The sequence below is a fragment of the Sulfuritalea hydrogenivorans sk43H genome (genome assembly GCF_000828635.1).
GTDB lineage: Bacteria > Pseudomonadota > Gammaproteobacteria > Burkholderiales > Rhodocyclaceae > Sulfuritalea > Sulfuritalea hydrogenivorans.
In genome coordinates this window covers 3,759,030-3,775,457 of the sequence record NZ_AP012547.1, presented here as the reverse complement: position 1 = coordinate 3,775,457, position 16,428 = coordinate 3,759,030, and the positions used below count along the sequence as shown (strand labels likewise).

Sequence of the window (16,428 nt, the reverse complement as noted above, 5' to 3'; positions counted from 1 at the left end):
TCATCAAGCCGCAATAGACTGCAGGCTTTTGGAGAGACCGAATAACCATGCCCGCGACGATACTGGTAGTTGAGGATGAACCGGCGATCCAGTCGCTGATCGAGGTCAATCTGCGCCGCGCCGGCCATTCCGTGCAACTGGCGACCGATGCCGAAACCGCGCGTCGCCTGGTACAGCAGGCGCTTCCCGATCTGGTACTGCTCGACTGGATGCTGCCCGGCATGAGCGGGGTAGACTTCGCTCGCCTGTTGCGCAGCGAGGCACGCACCCGGATGCTGCCCATCATCATGCTGACCTCGCGCGCCGAGGAGCGCGACAAGATAGAAGGCCTGGAGATCGGTGCCGATGACTACGTGACCAAGCCCTTCAGCCCGCGCGAGTTGATGGCGCGCATCAAGGCCGTGCTGCGCCGGCATGCACCGCAAGCCACCGAGGATGCCGTCGAGATCGGCGGCCTGCGGCTGGATCCGGTGACGCACCGGATCACGGCCGGCAATGCGGAGGTGGATCTCGGTCCGACGGAATTCCGCCTGCTGCATTTTCTGATGACGCATCCGGAGCGGGTGCATGGCCGCGCGCAGCTGCTCGACCAGGTGTGGGGCGACCATGTTTTCGTCGAGGAGCGCACGGTCGACGTGCATATTCGCCGCCTGCGCGCCGCCCTCGAAGCGACCGGACATGATGCGCTGATCCAGACGGTGCGTGGCAGCGGCTACCGGATTTCAGCGACGTGAGGGCGGTACTGAGGGAGCTGCTGGCGGCCATTGCGCTGGCGGCTCTGGCCACGCTGGCGGGCTGGTTTGCGGCACGCGAGTCCGGTGCGGTACTGATGGCGCTTGGCAGCTTCGCCTTCTTTTTTCTGCGCCAGCTCTGGATGGTGCTGCGCCTCATCCACTGGGCCGGTTGTCCGCTGGGCACGCCGACACCGAGCGCCAGCGGTGCCTGGGGTGCGGTGTTCGAAGCCCTGCACCGGCGGGGCCGGCTGGCCAGTGCCGAGCGCGAGCAGGCGACCCAGGAGCTGGATCGCTTCCGCCGCGCCGCCGAGGCCTTGCCCGACGGCGTCATGATCCTCGACGGCCACCGCGCCATCGAGTGGATGAATCTCCACGCCGAGGCCTGCCTCGGCCTCAAGGGTTCGATCGATACCGGCAGCCGCATCACGCATCTGCTGCGCGAACCGGAATTTCTGGCCTACCTCGACAGCCCCGATCATCGCGGCGTGCCGCTGGAGCTGCGCACCCAGCGCAATCCGGGCCGCACCCTGCAGGTCCAGGCTGCTCCTTTCGCGGCGGGACGCACGCTGCTGCTGGTGCGCGACGTGACGCAGTTGCAGAAGCTCGCCACCATGCGGCGCGATTTCGTCGCCAATGTTTCGCATGAACTGAAGACGCCGCTGACCGTGACGCTCGGCTTTGTCGAAACCGCATTGGATGCGCTGGACGATACGCCGCCACAGGAGCTTGCCCATTACCTGAAAACCGCCGCCGACCAGGCGCGGCGCATGCAGCAGCTGATCGACGACCTGCTGACGCTGTCGTCGCTGGAAACCGATGCGCCGCCGCCTCTTGAAGATCCGATAGACGTTGCCGCCATGCTGGCCGACATCTGTCAGGAAATCGAAGCGCTTTCGGCGGGGCGGCATCGCATCACGCTTGAAAGCGGGGGGCCCAAGGTCCTGCTGGGCAGTGCGCGCGAGTTGCGTTCGGCCTTTGCCAACCTGGCCGTGAATGCGGTGCGCTATACCCCGGACGGCGGCGAGATCATGTTGCGCTGGAGCGCCGAGGGCGAGGCCGGCGGCCGGTATTCAGTGCGCGACAGCGGCATCGGCATCGCTCCGGAACACCTGCCCCGCCTGACGGAGCGGTTTTACCGGGTCGATCGTGGTCGTTCGCGCGAAGCGGGCGGCACCGGGCTTGGCCTGGCCATCGTCAAGCATGTGCTGGAGCGGCACCAGGCGGTGCTTCAGATCGAAAGCGAGCCGGGGCATGGTTCGACCTTCAGCGCGGTGTTTCCACCGCACCGGATTCAGTCGTGAAAATTGCAGCGCTCGAACTCGACGCCGCGATCGAGGACGCGGGACAGCTTCAGCACTCGTAGTTTCTCATCGACCATGACCTCGATGCTGCGTTCGATGCGAAATGTGCCGACGGGAACAACCACGCTTGGCGGCTCCTTGAGGTCGGCGGCTTCCGGCAGCAGGAAGCCCGGGCGCCACGTGCCGCGGCCGTCGGCTTCCACCGTGCGTATCGCGACCGGACGCGGTTGGCCGGGGAATAGCTGAATGCCCGCCGCGAGGGAGGCATCTCCTTCGCGCAATGCCCAGCGCACGTTGCCCAGGGTGAAGTGCTGGCTGTCCTGCGTTTTTACCGCGATCAACTGGCCGGCCCCGATGCGCGCGCCTTCCTTCAGCGGCCGCGAGATGCGCAGGCCGGTGGCGGACTCATCGAGCAGGCGCCAGTCGTCCATGATTTCCCAGTTCTCGAGATTCGATGCGCCCTCTTCGCCGCCGGTACTTCCTGCCTTGTGGCTATGGTCGCCGAAGGTTTCGAACTGTTCCCGCTCGCGTCGCAGCGTCGTATCGTCGCGCGAGGGGGCATGAAACATCTGGCGGCCCGAGAGGTGGTAATGCACCGCCTCGAAGCCCGCAATGAAATTGCAGGTGCCGCTTGCGCTGCGGCGTTCATGGCGACGCGGCACGCCGCCCTTGCACCAGCGTTGCAGAACCCGTTCCAGCAACTGGCCCGCGGCGGGCTGGGTAACGTCGTCGCCGAGCTGCAGCTGGGCGGGGGCGCGACCTTGTTCCAGCAAGGCGATGCGGGCCACCAGGCTCTTCCTGAGCTCGGTGGTTTCCAGCCAGCGACCGCTGCTTGAGGCTCGCGGCGCATAGCTTGCCGGCCGATCGGACTCGAGGTCGACCCACAGCGGCACGGCGCGGTTGCGAATGTCTTCGGGCGGCATTTTCAGCAGCGCCAGCTTGGCGCCCCAGCGCCTTGCCCAGCGTGCCACCCAGGCCAGATGGCGTGCCGGGAGCTCATAGGGGTTGGCCGTGGAGAGCAGGTTGCATTCACCGTAGGCGGCCAGCGCGCTGGTCGGCGCGTTGCCGTGCCGCACCGGATCATTGACCGCGCGCGCGGCGATGCCGAGAGTCTCGGCGGCGGAAAAAATCTGGTGCAATTTCTTCCAGTAGGTCGGGTCGGGCAACTGCTCGCCGCGACACAGATCAACCTGCCAGTCGGCAAACACCGACAGCGTGCGCTGGGCGAGGACGGCGATCTTGGCTGCCAGCTCCTGGTCGCCGGCGAGCAGTGTCCGCTTTGACTGCAAGACGGCCGTCGTGATAACGCCGGAATCCCCCGCGCAGAGGGATTCGAAACAGCGCAGGTAGCCCAGTGCCAGCATGTGCCAGACGTTCAGCGTGCTGTCCAGCGCCGCCTGCTCGTGCGGCGCGAAAGGCAGGGGCTTGCTGGCGAACTTCTTTACCGCGTCTCCCTGCACGTCGCTTACCGGACCGCGCAGCGTGTCAAGAATGGCAAAACGCTCGGAAGCAGGGAGGGCGAAACGGTGCAGCAGGTTCAACTGGCGCAGGAACATCGACTGTGCCTGCACGGCATTCGCCAGCGGAACGGTGACCAGCCAGTCCTGGCAGGCAATCGCATTGACGAAGGCGGGGCTCGGGTCGGTACCGGTGGGAGGCAGGTCAAAGTTCATGGCGTTTCATTCAAGGTCGAAAGTTCGGCTGTCGGAGTTCGCAGCAAATCATCGCCGGAATCGGCACAGAGCTTGCAGTTGATATGTATCGCATTTCATAAGCATAGCGCCAATCCGGCGCCATGTGGTGTCGCACGGCCCTGATCGGGTGTTTCAGCGCGATTGTGCGGGCAGGCCCATGCGCCAGGACCATTCGCGCGGATGGGACAAGCCCAGGGCCGGCGGCATGCGCTTGCCCTTGCCGACGCCGCCGGGCACGGCCGTCAGCGGTTTCACGCTGGAGACTTCCGGCAAGGGCGTGTCGAGCGCGCGTGGGGCGAAGCAGGATTCCATGCGGCCTTGCTCATCGCGCCGCAGATTGGGCCAGGTGGCCTCGGCGCAGAAGGAATGGATGCTCATGCAGCGGCTGCCGTCTTCGGCGCAGAGGAACAAGTCCCAGCGCTCGTTGGCTTGCACCACCACCTTCGATCCGGCGGGCGGCACGTATTTGGCCCCGGTCAGGAAGTAGAGTCCCTTTTCCGTCTGCACCACGACATAGCCCACGCGACGCGTGTCCTGCACTTCCACCGGCGTCGCGGTCTGCGGCGGCGAGACCAGCGTCACGGGCCTGAAACGCTGCCACAACGCCGTGTTGTGCAGCTTCTGGTTGCCCGCGAACTGGAAGCCGAGCACGGACACGACCATGCCGCCGAGAATGCCCAGCATCCAGTAGAAGGGCCGCTTGTCGATCGGCCGGCCCGGTGCGCTGTCGGTTTCGCTCAAAGCAGTATCCGTTCAATGCCGCCGCTGTTGGCCGCGCGCAGGTAGTTCTGCATCCAGTCGGGACCGAGGATCGCCCTGGCCATTTCGACCACGATGTAGTCGGCGGAAATATCCGCATCGTTCTCGTAGCGCGACAGGCCTTGCAGGCAGGAGGGGCAGGAGGTGAGGATTTTCACCGCCGTACCGCCGGCGCCGACTCTTCTGAGTTCGGCAGCACCTGCCTCGATTTCCTGTTGCTTGCGGAAGCGGATCTGGGTCGACACATCGGGCCGCGAAACGGCCAGCGATCCCGATTCGCCGCAGCAGCGATCGCTGAGATCGACGCGCTGGCCCATCAGCGCGTTGGCCACCTTGACGCCCGAATAGTGTTTCATCGGCGTGTGGCAGGGCTCGTGGTACATGTACTGCATGCCTTTCACGCCATCGAGCTTGATGCCTTTTTCGAACAGCCATTCGTGGATGTCCACCAGCCGGCAGCCGGGGAATATCTTGCCGAACTCGTACTTCAGCAACTGGTCCATGCAGGTGCCGCAGGAGACCACGACGGTCTTGATGTCGAGGTAGTTCAGCGTGTTGGCGACGCGGTGGAACAGCACGCGGTTGGCCGTGGTGATGGCTTGGCCCTTGTCCTCGTCGCCGCTGGCGGTCTGCGGATAGCCGCAGCACAGGTAGCCCGGCGGCAACACCGTGGTGGCGCCGGCATGCCAGAGCATGGCCTGCGTGGCCAGCCCGACTTGCGAGAACAGTCGCTCCGAGCCGCAACCGGGAAAGTAGAACACCGCTTCGGAATCCTCGGCAGTTCGCTGCGGGTCGCGGATCACCGGGATCAGGCTGTCGTCCTCGACGTCGAGCAGGGCGCGCGAGGTGCGGTTGGGCACGTCCTTCGGCATCGGCTTGTTGAGGAAATGGATCACCTGCGCCTTGAGTTCGGGGCGCCCCAGCGTGGCCGGCGGATGCTTGACGCTGTCCTGGATCAGGCCGAAGGATTTCGCCAGTGCGTGGCCGAGGCGCTGCGCCTTGTAGCCGAGCTGGATCATGCCGGCGCGCACCAGCTTGATGGTTGCCGGGTCGGTGGCGGAAAGGAAGCCCATCGCCGCCGCCGTGCCCGGATTGAATTTTTTCTTGCCCTGGCGGCGCAGGAAGTTGCGCATCGCCACCGAGACGTCGCCGAAGTCGATATCCACCGGGCAGGGCGTCACGCACTTGTGGCACACGGTGCAATGGTCGGCGACGTCGGAAAATTCGTCGAAGTGCTGCAGCGAAATGCCGCGCCGGGTCTGCTCTTCGTAGAGGAAGGCTTCGATCAGCAGCGAGGTGCCGAGGATCTTGTTGCGCGGGCTGTAGAGCAGGTTGGCGCGCGGCACATGGGTCGAGCACACCGGCTTGCACTTGCCGCAGCGCAGGCAGTTCTTGATCGACTCGGAAATCCTGCCGACGTCGGATTGCTCCATGATCAGCGACTCGACGCCGAGCAACGCGAACGACGGCGTGTAGGCGTTGGCCAGATCGCCACCCGCCATCAGCTTGCCGCGATTGAAGCAGCCGTCCGGGTCGACCTTCTGCTTGTAGTCGCGGAAGGGGCGGATCTCGTCGTCGCCAAGGAATTCCAGCTTGGTGATGCCGATGCCATGTTCGCCGGAGATTACCCCGCCCAGCGACTTGGCCAGAGCCATGATGCGTTCGACGGCCTTGTAGGCGGTCTGCAGCATCGCATAGTGGTCGGAATTCACCGGGATGTTGGTGTGCACGTTGCCGTCGCCGGCGTGCATGTGCAGGGCGACGAAGACGCGGCCGCGCAGCACTTCCTGGTGGATCGCCGTGATCCGCTCCAGCACCGGGCGGAAGGCATTGCCGTCGAACAGGGCTTCCAGCGGCGCCTTGAGTTCGGTCTTCCACGACACGCGCAAACGGTAATCCTGCAACTCGGCGAAATGCCGGTCGAGATTGTCGAGCAGGCCCTGCCAGCCGGCACGCACCTCGGCGATCAGCTCCAATGCCTGCTCGCGCTTGTCGCCCAGCAGCAGCTCCGGGTCGAGGTTGGCGTCACCCGCATGCAGCGGCAGTTCGCCCTTGAGAAATTCGCTCAGCGCGTCGGCCAGTTCGATCTTGTTGGCGATCGAGAGTTCGATGTTGATGCGTTCGATGCCGTCGCAGTAGTCGCCCATGCGCGGCAGCGGAATCACCACATCCTCGTTCACCTTGAAGGCGTTGGTGTGCTTCGAAATCGCCGCGGTGCGCGCGCGGTCGAGCCAGAACTTCTTGCGCGCCTCGGGCGAGACGGCGATGAAGCCCTCGGCGCCGCGCGCATTGGCCATGCGTACCACTTCGGATGCGGCGGCCATCACCGCCGTGTCGTCGGCGCCGACTATGTCGCCGATCAGCACCATCTTCGGCCGGCCGTGCCGTTTTGCCTTGGTCGCATAGCCGACGGCGCGCACGTAGCGTTCGTCGAGGTGTTCGAGGCCGGCAAGTTGCACGCCGGCGGCGAGTCCCGCGCCGCCCGGCTTGAAGTAATCGGTGATCTCGACGATGGAGGGCACGGCGTCGGTGACGCGGCCGAAGAATTCCAGGCAGACCGTGCGCGTCACCGGCGGCATCTTGTGCAACACCCACACCGCCGAAGTGATCAGGCCGTCGGTGCCTTCCTTCTGCACGCCCGGAATGCCGGCGAGGAACTTGTCGGTGACGTCCTTGCCGAGGCCTTCCTTGCGGAACAGCCGGCCCGGCACGTCGAGTTGCTCCTCGCCGAGCTTCTTCTTTCCTGTCGCGTCCCAGCGCACGAGGCGGAAGCTGACAGTTTCCTGTTCGTGGATCTTGCCGAAATTGTGGTTGAGGCGCTCGACGTCCAGCCAGTTGCCGTCGGGTGTCACCATGCGCCACGAGGCCAGGTTGTCCAGCGCCGTGCCCCACAGCACCGCCTTCTTGCCACCCGCGTTCATCGCGATGTTGCCGCCGATGCAGGAGGCGTCAGCCGAGGTCGGGTCGCAGGCGAACACCAGCTCGGCTTTCTCAGCCGCTTCCATGACGCGGCGCGTAACCAGCCCGGCGCCGGTGCGCACCGTCGCGTAGTCCCTGTCGGTTCCGGGCAGGCGCTTCATCTCGACGGCGCCGAGATCGATCAGCTTTTCGGTGTTGATCACCACCGAGAGGGCATCCAGCGGCACCGCGCCGCCGGTGTAACCAGTGCCGCCGCCGCGCGGGATGATGGTCAGGCCGAGTTCGATGCAGGCGCGCACCAGCGGCGCCATCTCATCTTCGGTGTCGGGCGCCAGCACGACGAAGGGATACTCGACACGCCAGTCGGTGGCGTCCGTCACATGCGAGACGCGCGCCAGGCCGTCAAAACAGATGTTGTCGCGACGCGTGTGGCGGGCCAGCGCCTTCAACGCCTTCTTGCGCAGGCTGCGGGTTTCCTCGAACCAGCGCTCGAAGGACTGCACGGCGGCCTGTGCGGCGGTCAGCAACAGTGCGACGCGCTCGTTCCGGGGTGTGCCAACCTCACGCCGCTTGTCGATTTCGCGCAGCCGGTGGCGCAGGGCCTCCACCAGCGCCTCGCGCCGTTCGCGATTGCCCAGCAGGTCGTCTTCCAGATAGGGATTGCGCCGTACCACCCAGATGTCGCCCAGCACTTCGTAGAGCATGCGCGCGGAGCGGCCGGTGACGCGCTCCGCGCGCAATTCGTTCAGCGTCGCCCAAGCCTCCGCGCCGAGCAGGCGGATGACGATCTCGCGGTCGGAGAACGAGGTGTAGTTGTAGGGGATTTCGCGCAGGCGGGCGGTCATGCTGGCGTTCGGCGAGGCTGAGGGGGCTCTATTGTAGGCGATGGGGCGCGGCAGAGGCCCTGCGCGGCGTGTGGTCAGCGCCGACTTCTGGGGTCCGTGCCTGATGGGTGGCCGCGCCGGTGCGAGTCCCGGCGCTGGAGCGTGGGAGAAGAAGTCCCCCTTGCAATTGCAGTACATCGCCGCCATATTTGCAGCTGTTTCCCCTCCCGATTGGAGAACACCATGCGTATGCGCCTCTTTGCCGTGCTGGCCCTTGCGGCGACCCTGCTGTCCGGCTGCGGTTACAACCAGATCCAGATCAACGACGAGGCGGTGAATGCCGCGTGGTCGGAGGTGTTGAACCAGTACAAGCGCCGCGCGGACCTGATTCCCAACTTGGTGTCGGTGGTGCAGGGTTACGCCAGCCACGAGAAGGACGTGCTGACCCGCGTGACCGAGGCGCGCGCCAATGTCGCCGGGATGAAAGCCACGCCCGAGCTGATCAACGACCCGGCCGCCTTCGCCAAGTTTCAGAAGGCCCAGGGCGAACTGGGCGGGGCGCTGTCGCGGCTGCTGGTCGTCGCGGAAAACTACCCGAACCTCAAGGCCGACGCCAATTTCCGCGACCTGCAGGCGCAGGTGGAGGGCACCGAGAACCGCATCACCGTGGCGCGCAACCGCTACATCAAGTCGGTGCAGGAGTACAACGTCTCGGTGCGCACCTTCCCCAACAACCTGACCGCGATGGTCATGGGCTGGCAGACCAAGGCCAATTTCACGGTCGAGGATGAAAAGGCGATGTCGACGCCGCCGGCGATCAAGTTCGACGCGCCGCCCGCCGCCGCACCCGCCGTGGCGCCAGCGCCGACTCCCGCACCCGCGCCGGCCAAGTAATACCGTGATGCTGCGCTGGCCGGCCTGGCTGGCCCTGCTCTGGTTGCTGCTGCCCGGCATCGGGCGGGCGGCCGAGCCGGTGCCGCTGCCGGCGCTCAGCGCGCGCGTCACCGACCTGACCGGTACCCTCGACGCCACCCAGCGCGGTCGGCTGGAGGCGCAACTGGCGGCGATCGACCGTGCCGGGCGCGCACAGATCGCGGTGTTGCTGCTGCCGACGACGCAGCCCGAAGCCATCGAGCAATTCGGCATACGCCTCGCGGAGGCCTGGAAGATCGGGCGCAAGGGCGCCGACAACGGCGTCATCGTCATCGTCGCCAAGAACGATCGCCGGATGCGCATCGAAGTCGGCTACGGACTGGAAGGGCCCATCCCCGATGCGATTGCCAGCCGCATCGTCAACGAACGCATGGCCCCGGCCTTTCGCCAGGGCGACTTCTTCGGCGGGTTGCAGACGGCGATCGCGGCCCTTGATCAGGCGCTGGGCGGCGCCGGTCAGCCTGGCGAAACCGTTCCGGCCCCCATCGCCGCGCCGCAGGGCGGCGAGCAGCCGGACTGGATCGAATGGTTGTTCCTGGTTGTGGCCGGCGCCGGCTTTTTGCGCATGATGTTCGGCCTGTTCGGCTCGCTGGCGGCCGCGGCGATCGGCGGCTGGCTGGGTTTCATGGTCTTCGGTTCCCTGGGCATTGCCGCTGGCGCGGCGGTGCTGGTGTTCCTGCTGTCCTTCGTCAATGTGTTTTCCGGTGGCCGTGGCGGCGGCGGATTTTCCGGGGGAGGCGGCGGCTTCTCGGGCGGCGGCGGCGGATTCGGCGGCGGTGGTGCCTCGGGGAGATGGTGAAATGAAGCTTTCACGGGTACTCGAGCATCTGCTGCTGCCGGACTGGTTCGCCCGGCGCGTACTTGCCCGCGCCGATCTCGCGGCGATCGGCGATGCCATCGCAGCCTGCGAAAAATCGCATCGCGGCGAATTGCGCTTCGTGGTCGAAGGCCCGCTGCCTCTGTCGGCACTGTGGCGCGATCTGTCGCCGAGGGACAGGGCGGTGGATCTGTTTTCGCAACTGCGCGTCTGGGATACCGACGAAAACAGCGGCATCCTGATCTACGTGCAACTGGTCGATCATCGTGTCGAAATCCTCGCCGACCGCGGCATCGCGGCGCGCGTGCCGCAGGCCGAATGGGATGCGATCTGCCGCGCCATGGAGGCGAGCTTCCGCCGCGGCGAATGGCGGCAGGGTGCGCTGCAGGCGGTGGCCCGTGCCGGCGAACTGCTGGCGCGCCACTTTCCGGCGGGTGTGAGCAACCCCAACGAATTGCCCGACCAGCCGCTGGTGATTTGACGCCAGCTGTCGGCGGGCTGCTGCTGTTGGCCGTCAGCTAGACTCCGCGCATGTCAGCCCCACGTTCCCTTCCGCGCGAACTGCTGCACCTCGCCTGGCCCGTGCTGATCGCCCAGGCGGCGGTGATGGCCAATGGCGTGATCGACACGCTGATGGCCGGCCGGCTTTCGTCGGTCGATCTCGCGGCGGTCGGCATCGGCGCCAGCATTTATGCCATCGTCTTTGTCACGGCGATGGGCGTGCTGTTGGCGCTTACCCCGGTGGTGGCGCATCACTACGGCGCGAAGCGCTTCGCCGAGATCGGCGCCGACGTGCGGCAATGCGCCTGGCTGGCGCTGGGCCTGTCGCTGGTTGCGTTCGCCGTGCTGAAGCATCCCGACCTGCTGCTGCGGTTTTCGCGCCTGACGCCGGAGGTCGAAGTGAAAGTGCGCGCCTATCTCGACGGCGTGGCCTGGGCGGTGCCGGGCGTGCTGTTCTTCCGGGTGTTCTACGGCTTCACCACCGGCATCGGCCGGCCGCGCCCGGTGATGTTCTTCAACCTGCTCGGTTTGGCGCTGAAGGCGCCGCTCAACTGGGTTTTCATGTACGGCCATTTCGGTTTTCCGGCGCTGGGCGGTGCCGGTTGCGGCTGGTCTACGGCGGTGATCACCTGGACCGTCGCCACACTGTCCTGGCTGTGGTGCCGGCGCGATATCGACTATGCCGTCTATGGCGTGTTTGCCCGCTTCGAGTGGCCGCGCCTGCCGGCCCTGCGCGAGTTGTTGCTGCTCGGTTTGCCGATGGGGGCGACCTTCATGGTCGACGTCACGGCCTTCACCTTCATGGCCTTGTTCATCGCCCGGCTCGGGCCGGAAACATCGGCGGCGCACCAGATTGCGGCCAACGTCGCGGTCTTCGTTTTCATGGTGCCGATGGCGCTGGGCAGTGCCACCGGCGTGCTGGTCGGCCAGGCGCTGGGCGCCGGCGACAGTCGGCGCTCGCGGCACGCCGGCCTGCTCGGGCTGGGCGTCGGCTGCGGCGTTGCGCTGCTGGTCGGCACGGCAATTTTCTTCGGTGCCCGTCCGCTGGCTCGGGCTTACACCGCCGACCCGCAGGTCGCGGCCGCTGCTGCGACGTTGCTGGCCATCGTGGCCTTCTACCATGTGGCCGACGCCGTGCAGGCGGTCATGGCGCAGGTGCTGCGCGGCTACAAGCGTTCCATGGCGCCGATGGCGATCTATGCCGTGGCGCTGTGGGGCGTGGGCCTTGGCGGCGGTTATCTGCTGGGGCTGACCGACATGTTCGGTGCGGCACGCGGCGCCGCCGGGTTCTGGCTGGCGGGCGTGGCGAGCCTGACGATTGCGGGTCTCGGCGTGCTGGCCTACTTCCTGCGCATCTCGGCTCAGACCATCCCGGCGCCGGCCGCCACCAGCACATAGCGCGCGGCTTTCCCGGTCGCCATCCACAGTGCGCAGGGCAGCGGCGCCAGACGCAGCCAGCCGGCGGCGGCACACAGGGCATCGCCGATGATCGGTGCCCAGGCCAGCAGCAGGATCGGCGGTCCGCGCCGTCTCGCCAGCGCCGATTTCTCCGGGGCAAGGTGTTGCGGCAGCAGCCGGCCCATGGCGTAGGTGGTCATGCCGCCCAGCGTGTTGCCCAGCGTCGCCAGCAGCAGTGCCGGCAGTGTTTGCTCGGGATGCAGCTTGATCACGGCGAACAGCACGGCTTCGGAGCCGCCCGGCAGCAGCGTCGCGGAAAGAAAGCTGGCGAGAAACAGGCCGGCCAAACCGGCTTCCGCCGTGTAAGCGAAGTCCATGCGCCATGTTACCCTTTGCGGCTACCGAACCTTCCGCCCCGCCGCCATGGATTATCTCGAAAGAATTCTCAACGCCCGCGTCTATGACGTCGCCATCGAAACGCCCTTGGAGCCGGCGCCGATCCTGTCGGCGCGCGTCGGCAACAACATCCTGTTCAAGCGCGAGGACATGCAGCCGGTGTTCAGCTTCAAGCTGCGCGGCGCCTACAACAAGATCGCCCACCTGACGCCGGCGCAGAGGAAGCGCGGCGTGATCTGCGCCTCGGCCGGCAACCACGCGCAGGGCGTGGCGCTCTCGGCGCAGAAGCTGGGGCTGCGCGCCGTGATCGTGATGCCGACCACCACGCCGCAGATCAAGATCGACGCGGTGAAGAAGCGCGGCGCCGAAGTGGTGCTGGCCGGTGATTCCTATGACGCCGCCTACGCCCATGCCCTGGAACTGGAGAAGAAGCAGAAGCTCAATTTCGTCCATCCCTTCGACGATCCGGACGTGATCGCCGGGCAGGGCACCATCGGCATGGAGATCCTGCGCCAGCATCCGGACCCGATCGATGCGGTGTTCTGCTGCGTCGGCGGCGGCGGGCTGATCTCGGGGGTGGCGGCCTACATCAAACGTCTGCGGCCCGAGACCAGGGTGATCGGCGTCGAAGCGGCCGATGCCGATGCCATGGACCGCTCGCTCAAGGCGGGCAAGCGCGTGCGCCTGGAATCAGTCGGCCTGTTTGCCGATGGCGCGGCGGTCAAGTATGTCGGGCAGGAGACTTTCCGCCTGTGCCAGCAGTATGTCGACGAGATGGTGTTGGTCGACACCGACGCCATTTGTGCGGCGATCAAGGACGTGTTCGAGGACACGCGTTCGATCCTCGAGCCGGCCGGTGCGCTGGCGGTGGCCGGCGCCAAGGCCTGGGCCAAGAAGCACGGCGTGCAGGGCAAGACGCTGGTGGCGGTGGCTTCCGGCGCCAACATGAATTTCGACCGCCTGCGCTTCGTCGCCGAACGCGCCGAGGTCGGCGAGCAGCGCGAAGCCGTGCTGGCCGTGACCCTGCCGGAGAAGCCGGGCAGCTACAAGAAGTTCGTCAGCCTGATCGGCTCGCGCAGCATTACCGAATTCAACTACCGCTTCCACGATGCCGGCGAGGCGCATGTGTTCGTCGGCATGCAGGTAGCCAATCGCGGTGAAGCCACCAAGCTGGTCGCACAGCTGCAGAAGAACGGCTACCCGGCGCTGGACCTGACCGACGACGAAATGGCCAAGCTGCACATCCGCCATCTGGTCGGCGGCCATGCGCCGCAAGTCAAGAACGAGCTGATCTACCGCTTCGAGTTTCCCGAACGCCCCGGCGCGCTGATGCATTTCCTCAACAAGATGAGCGCCGGCTGGAACATCAGCCTGTTCCACTACCGCAACCACGGTGCCGATACGGGCCGTGTGCTGGTCGGCATGGAAGTGCCGCCGAAGGAGATGAAGGATTTCCGGGCCTTTCTCAAGAACCTCGGCTACCGCTTCTGGGACGAAACGAAGAACCCGGCGTACCGCCTGTTTCTGGGGTAGCCGTGGGGCTGGCACGTCGCCTCGGCCACAACACGGCGATGATCGCACTGGCCGCCGCCCTGTTGGCGACGGTCGTGGCCGAAGGGCTGTACCGCAGCGGCGTCGCGACGCGCATCGAATATCTCTACACCGATCTGTGGCATCGCATCGCCGGCCCGCGCGAAGCGCCGCGCCACACGGCACTGGTGATGCTCGACGATCCGACGTTGAACGAGCGGCCGGACGAACCGCTGGCCTTCTGGACGCCGCATTTCGCCAAAGCAGTGGCCACGCTGCGCGAGGTCGGCGCCAGGGTGGTCGCGATCGATTTCATTTTCAGCGGCAGCCCGGAACGCTGGATCGAGAAGCTGGGCCTGGTGGGGCGCGAAGCCTCGCGCAACTACGATCAGCCGTTTCGCCGGCAGATCAACCAGGGCGGTGTGCTGCTGGCCGGCTTCAGAGTCGGCGCCGGCGACACGGTGAACGATTTCATCCTGCCCAGCCCGGACTACCTGCTGGCCTTGCCGAATCTTGATCTGCCGGGACATGTCGGGCTGGCCAACCTGCCCTCCGACGCCGACGGCGCGGTGCGGCGTTTTGCGCTGGTTGCGGCGCCCGGCGAATTTGCGCAAACGCAAGGCCTGCCGCATTTGTCTTTCGGCCTGCTGGCCGCCGCCGCCGCGACCGGGCAGGACAGTCGGGCAGCGGCGTGGCGTTTCGGCGGCCGCGAGCTGCCGGCGGCGCGAGCGATACCGATTGCGTTTGCCGGCCCGCCGGGCAGTTTCCACACCGTGTCCTTCCGCAAGCTGCTGGCGCCGAATGCCGCCAGCGACCCCGAGGTACACGCCCTGGCCGGCAAGGTGGTGGTGATCGGCGCCGGTTACGCCAGCATGAACGACCTGCATCCGACACCGTATTCAACCAGCATCGGCGGCGCCAATACGCTGATGGCCGGTCCGGAAATCCAGGCCAACGTGATCGAAACCCTGCTGGCCGGTCGCTTCCTCGATGATGTGCCGGCCGCGGCGCGGCTGGCGATGTTTGCCGTGGTGCTGGGCGCGCTGGCGTGGTTCGGCATGTCGCTCCCGGCCTGGCGCTCGGCGGTGCTGGTGTTCCTGGCGATACAGGTCGCGGCGATGGCGGCCTACCTGCTGTTCCGGCAGAACCTGCTGTTTCCTGTCGCCCACCTGCAGGTCGGCATGCTGGTGGTGCTGGTCTGCCTTGCCCTGTTGCGGCTGACGCGCGAACAGCGCGAGCGCGAGCGCATCGGCCAGATGTTCGGCCGCTATGTCTCGCCGCAGGTGGTCACGGCGCTGCTGGAATCGCCCGAGCTGCCCGAGCTCGGCGGCCAGACGCGACAGATCAGCGTGCTGTTTTCCGACATCCGCAACTTCACCACCTTCTCGGAAAAGCTCAGCGCGCGCGAAGTGGTGGAACTGCTCAATACCTATCTCGAGCGTGCCTGCAAAGTGCTGCTCGCCGAAGGCGCGACCATCGACAAGTTCATCGGCGATGCCATCATGGCCGAGTTCGGCGCGCCGCTGGCCCAGCCCGATCATGCCCGTCGCGCGCTGCGCGCGGCGGTGGCCCTGCGTGGCGTCGCGATGGAATTCCGCGGCTGGGTCGGACAGCGCTTCGCCGGCCGCGACCTGCCCGAATTCGACATCGGCATCGGCGTGCATAGCGGCGAGGCGGTGATCGGCAACATCGGCTCGTCGGTGCGCATGGAATACACCGCGATCGGCGACACGGTGAATATCGCCTCGCGGCTGGAGGGCCAGACCAAGGAAACCGGCGCACATATTCTGGCCAGCCGTGATACCGTTTCGATGTTTGGAGGCGAACTGAAAACGGGCGCCCTCCATCGTCTCGCAGTCAAGGGCCGTGTTGCGCCGGTGGAGGCGTTCGAGATTGTCGACGTTGCATGAGGTTGCCATGACATACAGGTATTTATGGATTGGTCTGGTTTTGCTGGTTTCCGGCCGGGCGTGGGCGACCGAAGTTGCGCTCGTCATGTCGGTGCAGGGCAGGGTCACGCGGCTGGCCGAAGCGGCGCAGGTTCCGGTCGAAGCCTTCGTCAAGCTCAAGGAAGGCGATCGGCTTACCCTCGATAAGGACAGTCGCCTGCAGGTGGTGTACTTCGAGAACGGGCGCCGGGAAACCTGGTCCGGCCCCGGGCGTCTGGACATGGCTTTGCGCGAAGGGAAACCGGGCGGCTTGCCGGCTCCGGAAATCAAGCTGCTGCCGCTGGTCATGGCCCGGCAGCTTGCGCGCACGCCTGCGCTGGACAGCCAGGGCCGCGGCGGAGTAACCCGTTTGCGCTCGGTGCCCAGCCAGAGTGCCTTGATCAAGCTGGAAGATACCTATCAGGATCTCAAGCGCCGGGCCGAAGCCAACGACCTGGGGCCGGAGATGTACCTGTTGTCCGGCCTGTTCGACATGCGCGAACTGGACCGGGTGGAAAGGGTGCTGGGCGATTTGCAGCAGGACGGGCCGAAAACCCCGGAAGCGGCGCTGTTGATTTCGCTGTACCGGAAGTCTGTGAAAAACGCGCGGGAGAGCAAGAACTAGTTGCAGTCGACGCCGACGCGTTCCGATGCGAGCGGACTCTGAGGCTGGTATGTTGCAGAAAAGCCACTT

The 16,428-nt window shown here is 66.2% G+C and carries 13 protein-coding genes; 9 read left to right on the top strand and 4 right to left on the bottom strand.

Annotation, left to right across the window (positions count from 1 at the left end):
* Positions 1 to 47: 47 nt before the first annotated feature.
* Both phoB and phoR read left to right on the top strand, forming a co-directional pair.
* The gene (gene phoB / locus SUTH_RS17960; protein WP_041101225.1) at positions 48 to 734 is read left to right on the top strand and encodes a phosphate regulon transcriptional regulator PhoB; all 687 of its coding nucleotides are present in this window, start codon (positions 48 to 50) and stop codon (positions 732 to 734) included.
* Entirely contained in the window at positions 731 to 2,035 is a 1,305-nt protein-coding gene (phoR, locus tag SUTH_RS17955; RefSeq protein ID WP_084207506.1) for a phosphate regulon sensor histidine kinase PhoR, read from the top strand. Before phoB ends, phoR begins: the two co-directional genes overlap by 4 nt.
* Here phoR and SUTH_RS17950 read toward each other — a convergent pair.
* From SUTH_RS17950 to SUTH_RS17940, 3 genes are all read right to left on the bottom strand, one after another.
* Complete coding sequence (locus tag SUTH_RS17950; RefSeq protein ID WP_041101223.1) at positions 2,026 to 3,708, bottom strand: hypothetical protein; 1,683 nt, start codon at positions 3,706 to 3,708, stop codon at positions 2,026 to 2,028. The two genes, phoR and SUTH_RS17950, sit on opposite strands and share 10 nt — an antisense overlap.
* Before the next feature lie 153 nt (positions 3,709 to 3,861).
* Complete coding sequence (locus SUTH_RS17945) at positions 3,862 to 4,470, bottom strand: hypothetical protein (RefSeq protein ID WP_041101221.1); 609 nt, start codon at positions 4,468 to 4,470, stop codon at positions 3,862 to 3,864.
* Positions 4,467 to 8,252: a DUF3683 domain-containing protein gene (locus SUTH_RS17940; protein ID WP_041101219.1), complete on the bottom strand. Its 3,786-nt coding sequence runs from the start codon at positions 8,250 to 8,252 to the stop codon at positions 4,467 to 4,469. The genes SUTH_RS17945 and SUTH_RS17940 overlap by 4 nt, the downstream gene beginning before the upstream one ends.
* Before the next feature lie 222 nt (positions 8,253 to 8,474).
* Between SUTH_RS17940 and SUTH_RS17935 the strand changes: the two genes are divergently transcribed.
* From SUTH_RS17935 to SUTH_RS17920, 4 genes are read left to right on the top strand one after another with little or no spacing between them, the layout of a single operon-like run.
* Complete coding sequence (locus tag SUTH_RS17935) at positions 8,475 to 9,125, top strand: LemA family protein (RefSeq protein ID WP_041102593.1); 651 nt, start codon at positions 8,475 to 8,477, stop codon at positions 9,123 to 9,125.
* A gap of 7 nt (positions 9,126 to 9,132) precedes the next feature.
* Positions 9,133 to 9,963, top strand: a complete 831-nt coding sequence (locus SUTH_RS17930) for a TPM domain-containing protein (RefSeq protein WP_041101217.1) — start codon at positions 9,133 to 9,135, stop codon at positions 9,961 to 9,963.
* Position 9,964: 1 nt separating this feature from the next.
* Complete coding sequence (locus tag SUTH_RS17925; protein ID WP_041101215.1) at positions 9,965 to 10,462, top strand: TPM domain-containing protein; 498 nt, start codon at positions 9,965 to 9,967, stop codon at positions 10,460 to 10,462.
* 50 nt (positions 10,463 to 10,512) lie between these two features.
* Complete coding sequence (locus SUTH_RS17920; protein WP_041101213.1) at positions 10,513 to 11,880, top strand: MATE family efflux transporter; 1,368 nt, start codon at positions 10,513 to 10,515, stop codon at positions 11,878 to 11,880.
* Here the strand turns inward: SUTH_RS17920 and SUTH_RS17915 are convergent.
* The gene (locus SUTH_RS17915; RefSeq protein ID WP_041101211.1) at positions 11,844 to 12,257 is read right to left on the bottom strand and encodes a YqaA family protein; all 414 of its coding nucleotides are present in this window, start codon (positions 12,255 to 12,257) and stop codon (positions 11,844 to 11,846) included. The two genes, SUTH_RS17920 and SUTH_RS17915, sit on opposite strands and share 37 nt — an antisense overlap.
* Before the next feature lie 46 nt (positions 12,258 to 12,303).
* On the opposite strand from SUTH_RS17915, the gene ilvA reads away from it, so the two are divergent.
* The 3 genes from ilvA to SUTH_RS17900 are packed head-to-tail and all read left to right on the top strand — an operon-like array spanning position 12,304 to position 16,359.
* The gene (ilvA, locus tag SUTH_RS17910; RefSeq protein ID WP_041101209.1) at positions 12,304 to 13,809 is read left to right on the top strand and encodes a threonine ammonia-lyase, biosynthetic; all 1,506 of its coding nucleotides are present in this window, start codon (positions 12,304 to 12,306) and stop codon (positions 13,807 to 13,809) included.
* A 2-nt stretch (positions 13,810 to 13,811) separates the two neighbouring features.
* Positions 13,812 to 15,716, top strand: a complete 1,905-nt coding sequence (locus SUTH_RS17905) for an adenylate/guanylate cyclase domain-containing protein (protein ID WP_052473779.1) — start codon at positions 13,812 to 13,814, stop codon at positions 15,714 to 15,716.
* 7 nt (positions 15,717 to 15,723) lie between these two features.
* Positions 15,724 to 16,359, top strand: a complete 636-nt coding sequence (locus SUTH_RS17900) for a hypothetical protein (protein ID WP_148312977.1) — start codon at positions 15,724 to 15,726, stop codon at positions 16,357 to 16,359.
* Positions 16,360 to 16,428 lie beyond the last annotated feature (69 nt).

Bases quoted from the DNA above. Each gene is read 5' to 3' on its own strand.
- phoB (WP_041101225.1), top strand. From the start codon at position 48: ATGCCCGCGACGATACTGGTAGTTGAGGATGAACCGGCGATCCAGTCG.
- SUTH_RS17950 (WP_041101223.1), bottom strand. From the start codon at position 3,708: ATGAACTTTGACCTGCCTCCCACCGGTACCGACCCGAGCCCCGCCTTC.
- SUTH_RS17940 (WP_041101219.1), bottom strand. From the start codon at position 8,252: ATGACCGCCCGCCTGCGCGAAATCCCCTACAACTACACCTCGTTCTCC.
- SUTH_RS17935 (WP_041102593.1), top strand. From the start codon at position 8,475: ATGCGTATGCGCCTCTTTGCCGTGCTGGCCCTTGCGGCGACCCTGCTG.
- SUTH_RS17930 (WP_041101217.1), top strand. From the start codon at position 9,133: ATGCTGCGCTGGCCGGCCTGGCTGGCCCTGCTCTGGTTGCTGCTGCCC.
- SUTH_RS17925 (WP_041101215.1), top strand. From the start codon at position 9,965: ATGAAGCTTTCACGGGTACTCGAGCATCTGCTGCTGCCGGACTGGTTC.
- SUTH_RS17920 (WP_041101213.1), top strand. From the start codon at position 10,513: ATGTCAGCCCCACGTTCCCTTCCGCGCGAACTGCTGCACCTCGCCTGG.
- SUTH_RS17915 (WP_041101211.1), bottom strand. From the start codon at position 12,257: ATGGACTTCGCTTACACGGCGGAAGCCGGTTTGGCCGGCCTGTTTCTC.
- ilvA (WP_041101209.1), top strand. From the start codon at position 12,304: ATGGATTATCTCGAAAGAATTCTCAACGCCCGCGTCTATGACGTCGCC.
- SUTH_RS17900 (WP_148312977.1), top strand. From the start codon at position 15,724: ATGACATACAGGTATTTATGGATTGGTCTGGTTTTGCTGGTTTCCGGC.